General features: G+C 38.5%; 21 protein-coding genes and 1 pseudogene. 13 read left to right on the forward strand and 9 right to left on the reverse strand.

What is annotated here, in order from left to right; genetic code table 11:
* The first annotated feature begins 23 nt into the window (after window positions 1-23).
* Both E7L17_RS07325 and E7L17_RS07330 read left to right on the forward strand, forming a co-directional pair.
* Complete coding sequence (locus E7L17_RS07325; RefSeq protein ID WP_316322605.1) at window positions 24-641, forward strand: lactate utilization protein; 618 nt, start codon at window positions 24-26, stop codon at window positions 639-641.
* A 300-nt stretch (window positions 642-941) separates the two neighbouring features.
* Entirely contained in the window at window positions 942-1,388 is a 447-nt protein-coding gene (locus tag E7L17_RS07330) for a hypothetical protein (protein ID WP_316322606.1), read from the forward strand.
* A 122-nt stretch (window positions 1,389-1,510) separates the two neighbouring features.
* On the opposite strand, the gene E7L17_RS07335 is transcribed toward E7L17_RS07330, so the two are convergent.
* The 4 genes from E7L17_RS07335 to E7L17_RS07350 all read right to left on the reverse strand — a co-directional run bounded on the left by E7L17_RS07335 (window position 1,511) and on the right by E7L17_RS07350 (window position 6,033).
* Window positions 1,511-3,481, reverse strand: coding sequence for an ABC transporter permease (locus tag E7L17_RS07335; RefSeq protein ID WP_316322607.1), 1,971 nt, complete (start codon window positions 3,479-3,481; stop codon window positions 1,511-1,513).
* Window positions 3,456-4,355 (reverse strand): ABC transporter ATP-binding protein, encoded by a 900-nt coding sequence (locus E7L17_RS07340; protein WP_316322608.1) that lies wholly within the window; start codon window positions 4,353-4,355, stop codon window positions 3,456-3,458. The genes E7L17_RS07335 and E7L17_RS07340 overlap by 26 nt, the downstream gene beginning before the upstream one ends.
* Window positions 4,352-4,729 (reverse strand): GntR family transcriptional regulator, encoded by a 378-nt coding sequence (locus E7L17_RS07345; protein ID WP_316322609.1) that lies wholly within the window; start codon window positions 4,727-4,729, stop codon window positions 4,352-4,354. The genes E7L17_RS07340 and E7L17_RS07345 overlap by 4 nt, the downstream gene beginning before the upstream one ends.
* A 122-nt stretch (window positions 4,730-4,851) precedes the next feature.
* Window positions 4,852-6,033 carry an AI-2E family transporter gene (locus E7L17_RS07350; RefSeq protein ID WP_316322610.1) on the reverse strand — a complete coding sequence of 394 codons (1,182 nt, stop codon included), beginning with the start codon at window positions 6,031-6,033 and terminating at the stop codon, window positions 4,852-4,854.
* 427 nt (window positions 6,034-6,460) lie between these two features.
* On the opposite strand from E7L17_RS07350, the gene E7L17_RS07355 reads away from it, so the two are divergent.
* Complete coding sequence (locus tag E7L17_RS07355; RefSeq protein ID WP_316322611.1) at window positions 6,461-6,856, forward strand: hypothetical protein; 396 nt, start codon at window positions 6,461-6,463, stop codon at window positions 6,854-6,856.
* A 97-nt stretch (window positions 6,857-6,953) separates the two neighbouring features.
* On the opposite strand, the gene E7L17_RS07360 is transcribed toward E7L17_RS07355, so the two are convergent.
* A complete protein-coding gene (locus E7L17_RS07360) occupies window positions 6,954-7,577 on the reverse strand; it encodes a superoxide dismutase (protein ID WP_316322612.1) in 624 nt (207 codons plus the stop codon).
* Window positions 7,578-7,779: 202 nt separating this feature from the next.
* Here E7L17_RS07360 and E7L17_RS07365 point away from each other — a divergent pair, with 202 nt between their 5' ends.
* From E7L17_RS07365 to E7L17_RS07375, 3 genes are all read left to right on the forward strand, one after another.
* Complete coding sequence (locus E7L17_RS07365) at window positions 7,780-8,358, forward strand: flavodoxin family protein (protein WP_316322613.1); 579 nt, start codon at window positions 7,780-7,782, stop codon at window positions 8,356-8,358.
* Between the two features lie 154 nt (window positions 8,359-8,512).
* On the forward strand, window positions 8,513-9,253 hold the full coding sequence (locus tag E7L17_RS07370; protein ID WP_316322614.1) for a YebC/PmpR family DNA-binding transcriptional regulator: 741 nt from the start codon (window positions 8,513-8,515) through the stop codon (window positions 9,251-9,253).
* 203 nt (window positions 9,254-9,456) lie between these two features.
* Window positions 9,457-10,362, forward strand: a complete 906-nt coding sequence (locus tag E7L17_RS07375) for a tyrosine-type recombinase/integrase (RefSeq protein WP_316322615.1) — start codon at window positions 9,457-9,459, stop codon at window positions 10,360-10,362.
* A gap of 92 nt (window positions 10,363-10,454) precedes the next feature.
* Here the strand turns inward: E7L17_RS07375 and E7L17_RS07380 are convergent, their stop codons facing one another.
* The 3 genes from E7L17_RS07380 to E7L17_RS07390 form a co-directional block, all read right to left on the reverse strand.
* On the reverse strand, window positions 10,455-10,610 hold the full coding sequence (locus tag E7L17_RS07380) for a hypothetical protein (protein WP_316322616.1): 156 nt from the start codon (window positions 10,608-10,610) through the stop codon (window positions 10,455-10,457).
* A gap of 115 nt (window positions 10,611-10,725) precedes the next feature.
* The gene (locus tag E7L17_RS07385; protein WP_316322617.1) at window positions 10,726-10,953 is read right to left on the reverse strand and encodes a hypothetical protein; all 228 of its coding nucleotides are present in this window, start codon (window positions 10,951-10,953) and stop codon (window positions 10,726-10,728) included.
* A 247-nt stretch (window positions 10,954-11,200) separates the two neighbouring features.
* A complete protein-coding gene (locus tag E7L17_RS07390; protein ID WP_316322618.1) occupies window positions 11,201-11,419 on the reverse strand; it encodes a helix-turn-helix transcriptional regulator in 219 nt (72 codons plus the stop codon).
* A 202-nt stretch (window positions 11,420-11,621) separates the two neighbouring features.
* Between E7L17_RS07390 and E7L17_RS07395 the strand changes: the two genes are divergently transcribed.
* Window positions 11,622-12,299: a hypothetical protein gene (locus E7L17_RS07395; RefSeq protein WP_316322619.1), complete on the forward strand. Its 678-nt coding sequence runs from the start codon at window positions 11,622-11,624 to the stop codon at window positions 12,297-12,299.
* Between the two features lie 32 nt (window positions 12,300-12,331).
* The gene (locus E7L17_RS07400) at window positions 12,332-12,787 is read left to right on the forward strand and encodes a hypothetical protein (protein ID WP_316322620.1); all 456 of its coding nucleotides are present in this window, start codon (window positions 12,332-12,334) and stop codon (window positions 12,785-12,787) included.
* Between the two features lie 54 nt (window positions 12,788-12,841).
* Here E7L17_RS07400 and E7L17_RS07405 read toward each other — a convergent pair whose 3' ends face one another.
* Window positions 12,842-13,852, reverse strand: a complete 1,011-nt coding sequence (locus tag E7L17_RS07405) for a helix-turn-helix domain-containing protein (protein ID WP_316322621.1) — start codon at window positions 13,850-13,852, stop codon at window positions 12,842-12,844.
* Between the two features lie 528 nt (window positions 13,853-14,380).
* Between E7L17_RS07405 and E7L17_RS07410 the strand changes: the two genes are divergently transcribed.
* The 5 genes and pseudogenes from E7L17_RS07410 to E7L17_RS07430 all read left to right on the forward strand — a co-directional run bounded on the left by E7L17_RS07410 (window position 14,381) and on the right by E7L17_RS07430 (window position 18,226).
* Window positions 14,381-14,659: a hypothetical protein gene (locus E7L17_RS07410; RefSeq protein WP_316322622.1), complete on the forward strand. Its 279-nt coding sequence runs from the start codon at window positions 14,381-14,383 to the stop codon at window positions 14,657-14,659.
* A 292-nt stretch (window positions 14,660-14,951) separates the two neighbouring features.
* Window positions 14,952-15,170 (forward strand): hypothetical protein, encoded by a 219-nt coding sequence (locus E7L17_RS07415; protein WP_316322623.1) that lies wholly within the window; start codon window positions 14,952-14,954, stop codon window positions 15,168-15,170.
* Window positions 15,171-15,270: 100 nt separating this feature from the next.
* Window positions 15,271-15,525 (forward strand): hypothetical protein, encoded by a 255-nt coding sequence (locus tag E7L17_RS07420; RefSeq protein ID WP_316322624.1) that lies wholly within the window; start codon window positions 15,271-15,273, stop codon window positions 15,523-15,525.
* Between the two features lie 264 nt (window positions 15,526-15,789).
* Window positions 15,790-16,326 (forward strand): annotated as a pseudogene (locus tag E7L17_RS07425) (antA/AntB antirepressor family protein).
* 49 nt (window positions 16,327-16,375) lie between these two features.
* A complete protein-coding gene (locus tag E7L17_RS07430; protein WP_316322625.1) occupies window positions 16,376-18,226 on the forward strand; it encodes a hypothetical protein in 1,851 nt (616 codons plus the stop codon).
* The last annotated feature ends 172 nt before the right edge of the window (window positions 18,227-18,398 follow it).

Genomic DNA, 18,398 nt, shown 5'->3' on the forward strand with positions numbered 1-18,398 from the left:
ATGCTTTGGGAGGGGACAACGATATGGATTTGCAGATTCAAAGAACGATTCAAAATCTAGAAAAGAATAATATGGTGGGCTTTTATATAGAGAATATAGATGATTTAGTCTTGCTGCTTCAAAAGTTAATTCCGCAGGGGAGCAGTGTGGGCTGCGGTGATTCGCTTACGTTAGAACAAACCGGTGTATTCGATTTTCTACGTTCGGGAAATTATGTTTTTTACGATAAACACAAATCAGGGCTAACACCCGAAGAGAAACGAAGCATCTACCTGCAAAACTTTGCCGCAGATACATTTATTACCGGAACCAATGCCGTTTCTGAAGATGGTAAGCTATTTAATATTGATGGCAACGGCAGTCGTGTTGCTCCTATGCTGTATGGGCCGGCTCAGGTGATTGTTGTAGTGGGGAGAAACAAACTAACGAAAACAGTGGAAGATGCTATTGAAAGAACACGGCAGATTGCGGCACCTCTAGATGCTTTGCGGCTGAAGAAACACACACCCTGTACAAAGCTGAATCGTTGCGTGGATTGCAAGCATCAAGAAAGAATCTGTAACGATTTCGTTTTAATAACAAGGCAGCGGGTAGCAGGGCGCATAAAAGTTATTATTGTAAATAATGATTTTGGGTACTGAGAATGTGCACTATTCGTGCTTTTAATGGTGCTTTTTAACCATAGAGTGAAAGTGTATTCAACACAAAGTCACAATCAGTTAAGTGGCGCGTAGTGAAGGACAGTTGTCCTCCACTACGCGCCCGTTTTATAGGCTTGTTTGTGCTTATCCAACGAATGATACAATTAAAAAACAGCTAGTTTAGTGGACATTATACAACGATTTTTACATTTCGTTCACAGTTTATCTATTGATATTCTTTAAAAATATCGTATACTTAAGATGCATTCCAAATCTAATTATAAGAAGGGAGGGGAAGCGGTGAAAAAAACGAAGGCGGCTGTTCTTGTGTGTGTTACCGGCCAACGCGATTGTGATCGGTTAATACGAGTGGGAAAAAAACTTGCCGAAGAACAGGCGCTTCCTATGCAGGTTTTATGTGTTCAACCGCAGTCCGCTGGTTATGGTGCGTGCAGCGAGGAACTGGAATACCTGTATCAAACGGCGCGGGAAGCGGGCGCCGAAATGACGATTATATTTCAAGATGACAGTCCCCTGGTTGCAGCAGGTTTTATTCGCCAAATTGGTGCCGTTCATGTGGTAACCGGCATGGCAGGGTTTGCATCTACCGGGTTTATTGAAGTATTGCATAGTTTAGTGCCCAGGATTCCGATTTCCATGGTTTCAAAAGAGGAAGTCGTTTATAACATGTTTCCTGTCGATTATAAAAGCTCAAAAAGTCAGGTGGTTCCTGCGGTTTGCACATAAAAACTGAATTAAAACATAAGAGGCCTGCCGAATTTCGGCAGGCCTCTATTTATGATGGAGGAAGAGGGCGTTAGTGTGCAAATTTCTTTGTACGGCCAACGCTTTTCTTCTAGAAAGAATGATTAATTTGCGACAGCAAGAGTGATGTTTGAATCGACTACATCACGATTTCCTCTGTATTGTTGTGTTACATTCGATGTGTTGGGAGAAGTAGAATTAGAAACAGGTCCTTTTGCCCAACCGTATTTATCTACAACTGCTTTTACATGTGGAGTATTTTTATTAATGCTAAATCCGGGTAATGAAAGCTGTATCTTTCCCGTATATCCACTAATCTTCTTTTGCAGTTCGCTGCCAGGCTGCGGTATAAACGCTCGAGAACGGAACTCCAGCCATAGCTGTTCTTCACTATCTTTGTAATCGAATTCCACATTTTGTTCAATATCGAGCTGAATTGCATCAATCAGTTCCTGCAGCTTAACCTTGTCAGGCACCAACACGTGTTCTCCGTTTTCTTTATCCATAATTTGAATGGATTCCACCATCTCAGGTGTCAAGTAAAAGAATGCATTACCGCTTAGCTTATATTCTTTTAGACTCGTTACCTGCTTCATAGTTTCATCGTATCGGTTATTATGATTTGAAATCATATCGGTTGAGAAACTGCGTTTGAGCTCTGTACCATCTTTCATGTGGTAGGTAATCCGTACATCCGAAGACGTGGAATCCATTAGGCGATAGGGGTAACCATTATCACGAGTTTGCTCAATGATCAGGCTGTGAAGAGCCAATATCTTGGTTACATTATTAGGCTCCTTTATCATCTGGGGTATCCAGGCAATTTGCTTGTGGCCCTTTTCATCCATAACGCTGAAGCCATCTGAATTGTAGCGGCCGTTACTGTAATTCAGTTCCACCTGTACATGGTCAATATTTTCTGCTTTGGGGAGCTTGGTATCGAACCCAAATGCACCGGTGGCGCAAATCCCGTAGAAGGCTGCAAAACCGACTAAGAAAACTGCGTAATAAGCAAAGCTCTTTTTAAGTCCTTTAAAGCCTCGACCATACACTGCCTCAGCAATAATATGGGCAATAATAGAAGCAACAAGCAACCCAATAAAGAAGCTGGGGAAGGAGTTAAAGGTTGCGTGGAATATCAATGCGCCTGCCAAACCTGCAGCAGTAGTTGCTACAAAGCGAATAAGAGTTTTGGGAATGGGGAATGCGTAATTGCTTTCTGCACATTCACTTTTACGATTGCGGTACAGGAACAGTGAAGCAATAATCATAACTACGGTGATTATGCTCCACCAAGCCAGAAATGCAAGAGATGAGAAGCCCACTTCGCTGATGCTGCCGTAAACCAGCGGCAGGTAAGCGGCCACAAAGGGAGAAAGCGCAGAATAAGTGACCGATTGAAAATCAATATCGTTATTCAGGCCGGGAATAATCATAGAGGCAGTAAGGCGGCCAAGAATAATCATTAAAGGATAGGTAACATTTACAACAACAATGGAGATTACCATGTCGAAGGTAGTTCCACTGCAAACCGCCATAAAGGTGCAGAAGAAAAATGAAGCACAAGACATTAAGAATACCCAGCCCAGAGAGCTGGCGAGGAACCCAATATATTCAGCAATTGCAATCTTGTATACAGCACCAACCAAAACGGTGAGTGCAAAATTAAGCAGCAAAGGGAGGAGTATTACTACTATACCGCATAAAATACGCGCTCCCAACATTGCTGTGCGTGATACAGGCAGCGAATGGTATAAATCGACACTGCGTTTTTGGTGCATGTATTGATAAGAAAGCACGCTAATTAGCAGAGCCGCCAATAAAGAAAGAGATACGGTGCAAAGCGGCAGTACCACTCGAAGCACATTCAAAAAGCGACTGCCCATATCTATGATGTATCCGCTATCCATATTTGTACGCTGGGCGTTATTCATGGCAAGAATTTCAACCAGCGGCATTGTTACAAAGTGAAGACCGCAAAGTAAGGCAATCAGCCCAAAGCGATGGCGCAGCTCCCAAAAAAAGGTGTGAGTTAATTCGCTGCGCAGATTATTTGAGGATGTTTTCAATGTCATAACCGGCCACCTCCATTTCACTAATAAATACTTCCTCAAGTGTAAGGGGAAGCATTTCAATAAACACAGGGTTCAAAGCATTTAACTTTTCAAGAATTTCTTCTCTTTTTCCGCGAATCACAAAGTTTACAAGTGAGCCGCGTATGTCTTGCTTAATAATATCAAAATCTTGTAATGCTTCTTGTAAAGGCATTGGCTTAAAGATTGCCTGCACACGGTGAATGCCCAGTTTAAGAGCGTCAAGCTCTTGCTCGAACACAACTCCGCCTTTGTGCATCAGACCAACGTGGTCACACAAATCTTCTAGCTCACGAAGGTTATGGCTGGCGATTACCACGCTCATGCCACGCTCAGAAACCTCGCTTGAAACAAGCTTTTTGAGCAGCTGACGCATGACCGGGTCTAAACCGTCAAATATTTCATCGAGTAGGAGGTAATCCGGCCGTACCGATAGTGCATTAATCAATGCTACCTGCCGCTGCATGCCTTTACTCATATTAATAATGCGTGCGTTTTGGTCAAGCGGAAAAAGCGCACACAGCTCTTCATATCGTTTTGAATCCCAAGAGGCGTACGTTTTGGAATAGAAGTCTGCCATTTCTTTCATATTTGCCTGCGGGAAAAAGTATGGGTAATCAGAAATAAAGAATAATTTGCTTTTCACCGTACTGTTTTCAAACGGCTGCAAGCCGTCTACCAGAATTTCGCCGCTTTCTGGCTGGTAAATACCTGCAAGGCTGCGAAGTAAGGTAGATTTGCCTGCACCGTTGCTGCCAACCAATCCAAACACGGAGCCGGCGTCTATGGTAAAAGAAATTCCATCTAAGGCAGCTTTACTGCCAAATTTTTTGACTAGCGATTTTACTTCTATCATTGTTCAGAACCCCTCCCATTAAAGTAGTTTTCAACCTGTTCTATCATTTCTGGTTTTGTTACTCCATTCTCAGCAGCTTCGTGAATCACTTCTGCTAGCTTTTCCAAAGATCTTGCCTTTTGCCGCGACAAGATAGAAAGATCTGGTGAGATATAGGAACCTTTCCCCGGAACAGAGTAAATAATGCCATTTTGCTCGAGCATTTGATACGCTTTTTGCACGGTGTTTGGATTAATCCCAAGGTCTTGGGCCAACGTGCGAACGGACGGTAGCTGTTCGTTCGGCTCCAAGGCACCCAAAGCGGCCATTTTTGAGATGGATTTGTTTAGCTGCTCGTAAATTGGCAGCCTGCTTTTATAATCCAGCGGAAACATCCGATTCACCTCTCAGTGTATTAATGTGTATTAATTCGATTAGTACAGCTAGACTATAACACACGCACTTCTGAACTGTCAAGAAGTGCGTGGCATAATTTGTATTACAATTCTGTAAGCAATTAGAAATCTGCCGGGGGTGTGCTGCTGGTGTTATCTTTCTGAACAGGAGGGATAGGCGTTTTTTCTTGCTTGTCCAGTTCCGATTCCGACATAAAAAAACGAGGCAACACGCCTGTTTTGCACAGAACCTGGTACAGTACAAAGAACAGAGTGATATAAATTAAGATGCTTATTCGGCCTGCTATCAAAGCAAAGTAAAGTGCCGCCAGCATGGCGAGGGGGTGCACATCGATAGAGGCGGAGACAATTTTGGGCTGAATGACCTGACGAATGGTAGAAATAAGGAGCCAAGCAACAATCAAGGCAATTGAGGTAAAGTAATCACCTTGTACTAAGCTGATTACGGCTAGAGGGATATATACCGTTCCGGGGCCGAGTATAGGCAGAACGTCTGCAATGCCGGCAATTAAGCTAAGAACAAGTGGGTAGGGAACGCCAAGCAAATAGAAGACCAAAAGTGTCTGCACAAATGTAATGAAATAGATTAGAGTAAAAGATGCGATCAGCTTACCGCTCATAGTGAGACTATGGCGCGATGCCGAACGAATGTTGATTACAGTACTTTGCGACAAAAAGGATGCCACTTGTCGCTTAATGACAGGCATATCCTTAGCAAAAAAATAGGTGGAGAAAATCATGACGATAAACATGGTTAGTATGCCGGGCAACGAGGTTAAAATCATTAGAACTGTATTCAATACAGAAGTGAGGATTCCTGCGCCCGTCTGTAAAAACTTAATAAGCTGCTCTTGGTTTTGGCGGATGAAATCGGTATCGATTTTATCTACATAAAAACCTAGAACCCCCGTTAAATCATTGAGCGGCTTAATAATTTTGGTCGTATCAATGGATGAAAGCTTTACTACAAGCGTGGTGATTTCTGTTACAAGCCAGTAGCCCAAGAGAGCCATTAAACCAAACAGGACAAAAAAAGACAGCAAAGTGACGAGAATTGATGCGGCCCCAGGTTTTAAGTGTAGCTTCTCTTTTAGAAAGCGCACCAGCGGCTGCACCAAAAGCGCTAATAAAAAACCTGCCACAAAGGGAAAAGTATAACCTAGCGTTAGAGCGAATAGATAAAAACAAACGGTATACCCAATAAAAAACATAAATAATGGCTTTAACCGGGTAAGTTGAAGCTTGTCAAACAGAATCGTTCCCTCCTTTATGATAACCGGCAAGAAAAAGCACACATTATGTAGAGACTGCCGGCTTACTCTACAATTAGGCATACCGATTTGCAATATTTAACTGCATAATCGTATGCTGGAAAGTGAGACAATTATACTCTAAAATAGAAGCAACGTCAAAACAGTTTTCTGCAAATTTCGTAAACATACCGTGAATTTTCTGTAACGATTTTCCACTTAATTGTCATCTTGCGCTCATAAAATAGCTTTTATACATATTGTGTTTTTAGAATAAGAACAGAGAGTGTGGAGAGCGTCGCTTTGAATTGCCCTAAAAATATGACAAAAGTGGAAACAATAGAGGTAAAATAAGTACAGAATGTAAATACTGATGGATACTTCTTGACAAAGAAATAGCCGGTCGATATTATTGTATCAGAGCAGAATATATTGTACTATAGAAAAGGGGTGATCGAGCGTGTTGGAGAGATTTCGGAGAGCGATGTATGGGCGCTACGGCGGCGACCAATTGATGGTTGGAAGCCTCATTTTGTATATGCTGCTCATTATGCTTTCTCGGTTAATTAATTTCTATCCGCTGACGCTGGTGGCCTATTTGATTTTTGGGTGGAGTATGTTCCGCATACTTTCTCGCAATCTTCCTCGCCGCTATGCCGAAAACCAGTTATTTTTAAAATATTGGAATAAGGTAACTGCATGGTTCCATTCTAAGCAAAAGTATGTGCAGGACCATAAAGTTTACCGCTACTTTAAATGCCCAAAATGCACAACTAGGCTTCGTGTTCCGAAAGGACGCGGTAAAATTGAAGTAACCTGCCCTGTATGTAAGGCGCAGTTTATCCGGAAATCCTAAAAGTTTTAGGGGTTTCCGGTTTTTTGTAACAAAAAGAAAGGCAGAGGGTTTATCCTCTGCCTTTCTTTTATTATTATAGGTATTGTTTTAATAGTAATTAATCAATCATTTTGTGGTAATACTCTTCCACTTTACCCCAGTCTACCACTCGGAAGAGCGCGTCTACATAATCGGCACGCAGGTTTTTATACGTTAAATAGTAAGCGTGCTCCCATACGTCAATACCAAGAATTGGCCTCCATTCACCGCGGGTCTCCATCATTGGGTTGTCTTGGTTCGGGCTGGAAGAAATCATAACATCGCCTTCTGAATTCGCAGAAAGCCATGCCCAGCCGGAGCCAAATTGCCCCACGGCTGCTGCTGCCAGCTTTTCTTTCATTACCTCAAAGCTACCAAATGTGCGGTCAATGGCCGCAGCCAGCTTACCTGTGGGAGTACGAGGTCCATTCGGGGAAAGGGTGTCAAAATACAGGTTGTGATTATAATAACCGCCACCATTGTTGCGAATGGCTGTGCGTAAAGCAGGGTCCTTAATATTTTCTAAATGAGATAAAAGCTGTTCAATGGATTCTCCAGAAAGCTCTGGTAACCGCTCCATAGCAGTGTTCAGGTTCTTCGTATACGTTGCGTGGTGCTTTGTATAGTGGGTTACCATTGTCAACTCGTCTATGGTAGGCTGCAACGCACTAAAATCATAAGAAAGTTTTACTTGCTCAAACATAAAAACACTTCCTTTTTCTTATTTTGTTAGTCTAGTATAACACATTTCATAGTTCCGTACAAGTCTTAAAGCTTGTTCTAGCTTTTGCACCATACCGGTGGTTATACAGCGAATCCATATTCCTAACAAACTTTTGCCTTGCGTAAGAAAAGTGGGCATGCTACAATCGATTTATTATGTGAAGAAAGGCGTTGTCCGCTTTATGGAAAAGAAAAATATGCTCGTGTTATTTGGTTCTCCGCGTCCTAATGGTGCAACAGCAAAGCTGTTGGAAGCTTTTTTGCAAAAGGTAGATACCAATTCCGTTCGCATTACTACTTTTGACGCCTACAAGGGGAATTATCACCCCTGTACTGCCTGTGGCTACTGTCAGACGCGGGAAGCGTGCATCTTTTCTGATTTGGACGAGTTTGACCGTGAGCTTCGTGAAGCAGATTATTTTATAGTTGCAGCTCCGGTATATCATTTGAGCTTCCCGGCACCATGCAAGGCGGTTATGGACCGCTGGCAGCGGTATTTTGAGGCGCGTTTTGCAATGGGCATTCGCCCATCCATTCACAAACCCAAAACAGCAGCACTTCTTACTGCGTATGGTTCACAAAATGCGGAGGGTGCTCAGATGATGGCTCGCCAGTTAGAACTTGCTTTTACCGTTATGAATACAAAGCTGGAGCATGTTGTAGAATGGCCCCATACCGATTTAACCGGAATCGATGAAATACCCGCTGAAATTGCGGACAAAGCGCGGGCGGCAGCGCTTGCTATGACCAATAAAACGTGATATAATATCCACGGCGTAAGCGGAAGAAAAGCTTCTAACGCCTGATGGAATATGGAATCATTCAGCTTATTGATTCCGAGTAATAAAGTGGAATGTTAAGCTTGTTTGATATGATAAATAGATCAAAGCGATTATTAACAGGAGGCTTATTAGTATGTCAGGCCATTCAAAATGGAGTACCATTAAAAGAAAGAAAGAAAAAATAGATGGTGCCAAAGCCAAAATCTTTACTAAAATCGGGCGTGAGCTCGCGGTAGCGGTAAAAGAGGGCGGAGGGCCGGACCCCAAAGCCAATGCGAAGCTAAAGGATTGCATTGCAAAAGCGAAAGCTGCAAATGTGCCGAACGATAACATTGAGCGCATTATTAAAAAAGCGGCGGGCGATGGTGACGGTGATAAATACGAGAGCATTGTATACGAGGGCTACGGCCCCAACGGTGTGGCGGTAATTGTAGAGGCCTTAACGGATAACCGTAACCGTACCGCGGCAGATGTACGCCATTATTTTGATAAATTCGGCGGCAACCTTGGTACCAGCGGTTGTGTTTCTTTTATGTTTTCACAAAAAGGCGTGCTGATTATTGAGCGCGAGGGTTTGAACGAAGATACCGTAATGACCGATTGCTTAGAGGCTGGTGCATCTGATTTTCAGGCAGATGACGATGTATTTGAAATCTACACCGAGCCGGCTGATTTTAGTGCCGTACTCTCTGATTTAGAGGGGAAAGGCTATGAATTTGTTTCCGCCGAGGTGGAAATGGTTCCTACTACTTACACGGCTCTTACTGACCCCGATTCCATTACAAAAATGCAGCGTTTGCTCGATAACCTAGAGGATAACGACGACGTGCAAAACGTATGGCACAACTGGGAAAACGCAGACGACGCGGAATGATTTTAGTCTGAAAGTCCAGCGTTCATGCGGGTTTGCAGGTGGTTTTACAACAGCGAGAATGATGGAATCTGTAATGAGTGATGATATATAAAACCGTACGATGACATATCATTCAATATCGTTATTTGAATGATATGAAACAAAAGGTATGGCGTTATTAAGCCCTTCTAGTGTGTATTTCACGCATGCTAGGAGGGCTTTGTATGTCTTTAGAAGATGCTTTAAAGGAATTTTTGTATGAATGTGAACTAAGAAAATTTACTTGGAAAACGGTAAAAAGCTATCGTAATGGATTGGAATATCTCATCAATTATTTAAAGCAAGAGCAAAACGTTGAATGTGCCGAAAATATAGATTCGAAACATTTAAAGGCTTTTTTTCGGTATCAGCAGAAGAAAGGATGTAAGGAAACTTATTTAAATGGATTAATCAAAATATACAGAGCCTTTTTCAAATATCTGATTGAAGAAGAATATATACAAGTTAATCCAATCTTGAAGGTAAGTTGGATGAAAGAGCCGAAAACGATTATAAAATCATTTTCGGATGATGAAGTTAAAAGAATGTTGAGTGTCTATTGTGAGAGGGACTATTTAAGCGTTAGAAATAGAGCTATTATTGCAATGCTCTTTGATACTGGTATTAGAAATTATGAGCTGTGTACGCTCCCAGAATCTAATATTAAAGATAATTATATTGTTATCTATGGTAAAGGAAAGAAAGAGAGGCAAGTAGGTAAGAGTCCTTATTTATCAAAAATATTGTTAAAGTATGAGCGCACTAAGAAGGGCTACTTTGAATACAAAAATATCAAATATGATAATTACTTTCTTTCAAGGACAGGAAGACCATTAACGACTGAGGCAGTAGAACGAGTAGTTTCTATTGCTGCTAAAATTGCAGAGGTATCAGATAATGTTAGGGCGAGTCCTCATACATGTAGACATACATTTGCACAGATGCAATTGAGAAATGGTATTGACGTTTATCAACTCAGCCGACTTATGGGGCATGAAAATATTCGAATAACTCAGCGTTATCTTGAGGGATTGCAAGATGCTGAAATTGTAACAGAATCTATTAAGACAAGCCCTTTGATGAATCTGTAACACAAATAAAAACGACTGCCTATTCCTCTTTTTAAAGGATTGGTAGTCGTTTTTATTTGTGTTGGTTTCCTGCTAAACATATCTATTATTGCTTATGTATATTCTGGACTACTCTTAAGTTTTTCAATTAAATGATCAACATAAATTCCAGCTAATACTTTTTGCATAGCATCTGCATATTCTGGAGTTTCAGGACACACAAAAAAGTATTTTAACTTCTTGCGTTCTAATTCTCTTTTTTCTATCAATTACATTCTCCTTGCAAAGTTAACTAATTGCTTCTTCGCTTATTTTATTTGAAGACTCTGTCCAATTGTATGTTTTCTCTAAAAGTATCAGAAAAGGTTCTGGTTTTGAATTCAGTTAAATATCACTGTCATTATCCCAGTCAATATTGCTATGCTTGACGGTATCTTGATTCGCATTATCTTGTTCAGCAATTTCTAAGCGCTGCCGTTCTGCTGGCGTAAGTTTCGTAAAATCATTATCCCATGCGAGAACCATTCTACGGACTAATTGAAAAGCCAAGTTTTGGTCTTGTTCTGGTAACATATCAAGCATTTCTGCCACTCTCTGGGAAATTTCCGACATATATAAAACCTCCCTCATTTGTAAATATCACCTCTACTGCCTATGTCTATAATATACAACACTTCAATAGAATTATCCAGTAGATATTTGTATGCGTAAAATAATACGAAGTAGTAATTTCTAAAAGTTGAAATTCAACCTTTGAAAAATCTTTATGTTTCTAAAGGAACGTTTTGTTCCGTTAGAATATCAAAAAGTTCATAAAGAACTCCTGAAAGCTATACTTGGAAGTTGTTTTTTCTAGTATTTAATTTTTTGTGTGGTCTTCATCATCTATAAATTCCATTAAGTCACCCGGTTGACAATCCAATAATTTACAAACTCGTTCGATTATTTCGGTAGAAACAGGTTTGTTTTTTATCAATCTATCGACAGTATTCGGTAAAATACCATTTTGTCGTAACCAGTTTTTATTTTTTCCTTTAAGATCAAGAAATTCAAACAGTTTATTAAAAGTTATAGGCATTAAAACCCTCTTTTCTTTAATTTAATATAATTATTATATCAAATTATTTTGTATATTACAATATACAAAACTGATAAAGAATACAATGTATATTGGTGTATACATACAATTGACTTTATGTATATTGTGATATACAATTTTCACATGGAAAACTAAGCCAAATATAACTATTATAACTTAAACTTTAAGGAAGTGTTATAAAATGACAACAGGTATTATAAACGCAGAACAATTCGCATCTCTGGCAAATAAGTACACTTACATCAACGTACATATCATCAAAAAAGCGTCATTCTTCGGTGACACAGACACCCCTCAAAACTGGGCAGACATCAAGGATGGTCTGATTTGTGAGAATGTAGATTACGGTTACTATACTAATGGCTACCTTTATTTCAATGTTACGATGAGCGACAGGAGCTTGGGTATCCCTGTGAACCAGACAAGCTTCAAATTGATTGAGTCTGATTCGCAATCAGCATCGTTTATTGTGGAGTGCTTAGATGCTGAACTGGTGAAAAGTTTTCGTTTGGAAATTAGATGTCAAGAAGAACGAGTTCCTTTTCATTTAAAGCACAAGATTAGGAAAATGACTCATACGACATTTACAGATGAGTATTATGTTGACCGGAGTTTAAGCCATAAGGAAACGATAGGTTATGTCTGTGTATTGAACGTACATAAGCTCAGTGACGAGTCGGACAAGACTCTTATCTATGAATATATGAACAAGTACCTAAATGGACAGGACATGTTCAAACAAGAAGCCAGAACCTTGTGCTACCTTACAGATGATGAAAGTTTAGAGGGCATTCAATCAATTGGTTTATTTGGTTTGGAAAGTAAAAAAGTGTTGTGCTCTATGTATGTAGGGGCGTAAAAGATAAAATAAATTATAAGGAGCTTTAGCCAATGCAAATTAACTTTAAAAACGTGGTAATCAGCATTCGAATATCTGAATCTGCTATCATGCAAAATGGCTGCTATTACTTGCGTCCAACTGATGATAGTGAAACTTATGTAATCGGGTTAGATGTTCTCCAACTGTTTAAAACTGGCTCTAGCTTGTTTAAGATGTTGCGGTGGTGGACAAGCGATATCTTTAAAATCCCATTTACTACAACAGGTAAGGCTATCCTTATTGACAGTGATGCAATTTTTGGAATGAGCATTCAAGCTAACTGCACGAATAACAAATGGTGCTATAGCTTGACAATTATTGGAGTCGTTGACGGGAAAACAGAATCAGCCAGCTTTGAAATTCTTAGCTTTACACCTGGGGAACAGAGGCTTATTAATCGGTATGTTGATGAAATTTCCAATTGTGTAAGGCATAGCAGAGGTCGAGTAATTGGAATGGTAAGATAAGAAAGAAATCAAAAAGGCTGGCAAGCCTATTGCTCGTCAGCCTTTAGTAATAGTTTAAAATAAAGTCAAAGTATCTTGGTTAGGGGTCTTGTCTTTATATTTTTCTATAGTGCTCTTAATTTCCTTTAGCAGCTCTCGCTTGTTTTCAATTTTTAAATCCTTTAATTCTGATAGATTAATCCCTAAATAGCCAAAAGCAAATGACGGATCAGAGTCGAAATTTTTTATTAATGCCCTCAAAATTTCATTAGCATATTTGATATTAAAATCAGAAAATCGTCTAATGTAGTATTCAAGCTGCTTAACGTATTTTTGATTGGCTTTATCAAAATCAGATAAGTGTTCTTCAATCTCTTCTCTAGAAACATCGTTATTGGCTAGTAATCTATTTTTTTCCCTTATCGTTAAAAACTGATTTTTATACAGAATCGCACGTGTAGCTTCTCGTGCTGTAATTGTGTCATCATATTGGTATTTTAAAAGGTTATATAGAAATGATTCTAAAGTTACATAATTACAAGTTTCTTTAGACTTATTTAAAATGTGCTCAATAGTATCTATTGCAAGTTCTAGCACAATAAATTCTTCCCCATGATCAAAATGCCAAACATTCTTTTCATATAGAGATACATCAAAATCATAATTTGACAAATCTTCATTTAAGTTAATTCGAGCAACTACTTCTGTAATAGAGACATTGCTCTCTGTTAGATATTTGTTGCATAAATCCACTAAATCATCTGGAATCGGAATTTCTCGGATTACAGTATCAAAATTAGTTAACCATTCTTGTCGCTGAAGTTCTTCCGGTGTAAGCTCAATTGTACATTTCCCAATAAACTCTTCAAAGCCACTTGAAAAGTCTATTTCATTTTTAAAAATAGCCTGAAAAATTTTCTTTATCGTATCTAAATTGACAGTTTTAATATTACCACTTTCTAATTTGGATATATAAGTACTGCTTTTACCTATATATTGAGCAATATCTTTCGATTTTATATTATTGTTTTTTCTTAATTCTTTTAAAGCTAACCCCAACTCTTGAGTAATTGAAACATTTGGCAAAAAAATCACATCCTTATTGAATACAATATATCAAGCACAGACAAAAGTCAATAATAAAGAAAAAAAGAAAACGGACTAAATAAATTCAATTTTAAAAGAAAAAAATATCAATTTATTGAATTTCTCTTGACTTTTCTAGAAAACAGGTTATAATTGGAGTGCGATCAGAAAATCCACACAAGCAATCCAATATCGTACCACTGAAAAGAGAAGTGCATATTGCCCAATTACCCCACAAATTGAATATGGTTACATAATATCGGGTAAGCACCTTGGTACCCTTTAATAAAATGCACCTAAACGCAAAAAGACCGCCTGAATGTACAGATTCAGACAGTTCAGCATTGCTATTCAATTTATGAAAAAAGCACCTTGAAAATTCAAAACTTGGACGAATATAAACCCAAGCCATAACTAAATAGTTGTAACTATTACCCATGATAGTGACAAGATATTATTATTTTAACATGACTTATTGCTCATGTCAATGGTTATGGCTGTGATGTAATAAGAAAGAGGAAATTTATAATGGTAACTTCTAAATATGGGCTTGGTAAATTGCAACAGCAAATCATATCTAGAATGCAAAGTTTAGAAAAAGTGCGGGACGAATTTTATTCGGACAGTGGTAGCGGCGGGCGATTCCACAGCGTTCTAATTGAACTGCAAGGCAAAGGGTTTTCTATTCCAGATGAAACTTTGCATGTAGTAATGCGGTTTGAAGATTTGGATGCCATTAACAAAGAGATTACTTCGCTTAAAAATACAATTAATAATCTTGAAGATATGTCGAAAGGATTAAACTAACACATGAAATATATGCCCATTTTGTAAAAGTGAATTACACAAGAACATGTTGAAATCAAAGGTTTCATGGAAACAATGAATACAGGCTCCTACCAATCCTTGTCTTACCCACAATTCCCCAGTGAGGGTATAGAGGTATAGAGTATTGTTGTCGTGAGTGCGGACTGATTACCAAAGTCCATCCTTCCTATTATAAGGAAAAGCAAGAGTAAGTTTGCAAATTGGGTTAGGACGGTAGCCCGGCAAACTACCGTCTCCAATTCCCTGTTAATGAAATGAGGAAAAGAAAGATATGAGAAAATCCATTCAAATATTATGTAAGCAAAATCCAACTGTAGAAATCCCATGTCCGAATTGCAAGAAGTCCCATACATTTAAAAGCGTAAAGTTTTTTGACAAGAATACACATGAAGCGGTTTGCCCAGATTGTGGTAAATTGATTACTTATGATACTACAGAATTTGCTAAAGGCTTTGAGAGACAGCTTAAGAAGTTGGGTATAACTTGGTAACATTCAGAAGTAAAATGATGAAGGGCAGCAGGGTAAGCCCCTGCTTGCTCTTACCAACAAAAACATCGAAAAATCTCAAAAGGAAAGAGGAAAAGCAATCATGCAAACTAAATCTTTAGAATCTAAACTAAGAAATCAAGCAGCAAAACAAGGACTATCTGTCAAGAAATCTCGTTTGGATAAAATCGACACCCGTAAAGAACTCTCTACTCTAGCTAAAGTAGGAGAGCGTACATATTCCAAAATAGTAGATGTTATGGAGAGTGACAACGAAAAAGTAAAGAAAAAGCTTATGGGTGCTGAAATATCGGTTGATGCAACCTATAAGGAAGCTGTATATCAAGTAGTCAGTTAAGTGGTAGGTCATGTTTCACTACCCACCATCTCTATACTTACATAATCTCACAAGCGAAAATCCGCTGTTGAGATACATACTACTACATTCTCACTCATGCGCTGAATTTTCAGCACCGAACCGAAACCGTTCGACATGATGTCGAATAAGTAATTTCCTGATTATACATATAAGGGGTATCTGTTTCAGTTACCCCTTAACAAGGTAACAAAGAATGTTTGTCCCCTTTTCAATTCAGACGAGCTAAACATTTACGAAACCCACATGACCAATGCAGAAATTATTTTGAAGTATCAAGAGTTACTTCCTATTTTAGAAGATAACGGTAATAATTCTGTTAATGCCAGAGATTTGCATAGGCAGTTGGGTGTAAGAAAACATTTTGCTACATGGATTAGAGAAAAAATTGATAGCTCCAGTTTTGAAGAAAATATTGACTATAAGTTTGATTACCCATAATCGGGTAATTAAAGTAAATGTGGTGGGGATAAGCGTTCAAAAGACTATCTGCTCACCCTCTCCACAGCGAAAGAATTAGCTATGGTTCAGAATAATGCTATGGGTCGTATCGCTCGTAAATACTTCATTGCAATTGAAAACGCATACAAAAATCGTAATGATTGGAATTTTGACAGAGCTGACACTCTGATTGGCAGCAAAAAGTTAAAACAAAGCTCTAATGTTCACAGAATGAACGAAAGAAAGGATTTGAAAAATTATAGAACCAAAACTAGAACAACTGCACAGCTTTTATACGACACCAGAAGAAGGTTTTTTAGAACGCTACCAAGACTTTATTGAAAATCCCAGCGAACAGCAGCTTGACTTTGCAAAAGATATGTTCAACCTTGTGGTTAATGATGTAGATACATCCAAAATAACAGTAATTCCTGCCAGATGTGGACTAGGCAAAAGTACTGTGGTGCAAGCCTTGATCAGTTATTTTGTATCGTTTGATACATATGATTACCGTTGCCAAGACAGTGTTGGAGCCGTCGTTATCACTGACCAGCTGGAAAGGCTCAAGGGGTTTCAAGATTCACCTAAACATCTTAATTCTTTATGGGGTAGTGCAGCCAATAACGAAAAACATGAAAAGTATTGTAGTTATATTTCTAGCGCAGAAACTGAAACACCGGTAATGAAACAACTCATAGCATCTCGATATAAGCCAATCGTTTTATTGAGTACACAGAGATATTTTTCAATGAGTGACGAGCAGCGTGAACTTTTATTTACCTTTGAAGTTGGAAGAGAAAGCAACAAGAAGGAACTAAAAAGGGAAATCGTTATATTTGACGAAAAACCATATTTTTATAGCTTGCAAAAAATTACAATTAAAAAGCTAAATGATGTTGATACTGCATTGCGCCAAGGTATTCCCCGAGAACTAGCGGAAAAGGATTGGATTCTTGAAGAATACGGAAAATTTCGAGATAAGACAGTTAATATACTTCGGCAAAAAGAGAAGATACAAGACAATGACGATAAATTTTATTGGCAAGACCATAATACAGATAATTTAACATCAAATGATGATAGATTTTTTGAGTTAATCGAGCAAAATAAAAACTATATCGCATCCAAGGATTATCCCAACGCACTCACGGATTTAAAGGATTTTAAAAAGTTAATGGTTGATGGTGGATTTTTTATCACCCGGAAGCTGCCAAGCTGTGAAGAGTATGAAACCTATTTCCAGTTGTACCAAGAGAATAGAGGGTATTTTTATCTTGGTCAGGACAAAGCTAAATTATTTGTGCTTGATGCAACCTCCGACATAGATTTAGACTATCAATGTGACTATGTAAATATGGTCGATTGCACCAGTTATAACATTCCATTAGATATGAGTATCTATCATGTTAATGTCAATACCTCACGTTCCAGCCTGGTCTACAATAATAATTCTAGTCCCTTGATTTCTGCTATATGTGAAACACTAAAACAACAAAATAGAGATGGACTAGGTGGACTACTTGTAGCCACATACCAGAATATTGAGGATAGTTTTAAAAGCAACGGTGTTCAGGTCGGTCATTTCGGGGGTTTAAAAGGGAGCAATACATATATGGAGATTCCTAAGATGGCTCAAGTTGGGTTGAATCGCTATTCTGATTTTGCTTATTTTACAACATATATGTATCTTAATCCCGATATTTTAGAGAATCTAAAATCTATGGATGAATACCAGTCAAGAGCATATATAAGGGACATTACAAAAATAGAAAGCGGAATTTTTGAAAATCCTGATATGAACCAAATTATGATAAATTCAATTCTTGCCGACTTTGAACAAAACATATTCCGAACAGCAATTCGGCAATACAATAATGACAAACCCGTTAAAATTTGGGCTTATTGGAATTGCAATACATATGCTGGGCTAAATGAATTGATTGCAGAACGGTATTCAAAACATGGAGTTGAAATTGAGTTTTTAGGTGTTCCACTGGCTGTGCAGAAAATGAAAACTGTTCATCGAAAGCCAGCCAAAGGAAATAAGAAAACGAATCCACAAAAAATTATTGAATGGTTTGGGAAGCAGTCACAAGGCAGAGAATTTAAAGTTGCCGAGATGCTAAGAGAAATTGGGATAGATAACAATATTTTAAAGAGGATTCGAAAAACTAATTCAACTGTACGCAATCTGTTCCAACAAAGTAGCACAGAAAAACAAGGCTATTACAAAATTTCATAAGTTTGGGTACAAATGTCTTATAGAAAGCTTATAAGAGAATTGTACCTAAAATCTGTATTCAGTAAAACCAAATCACTAGATAAGGATTTTATCAGATTCCAAATATGATTTTGTTCCCTATTCCTTAATAAGTATCTTATAAGAGAATTGGGGTTAAAAACTAATTATGTTG

Source organism: Clostridium sp. (assembly GCF_032576335.1).
GTDB lineage: Bacteria > Bacillota > Clostridia > Oscillospirales > Acutalibacteraceae > Faecalispora.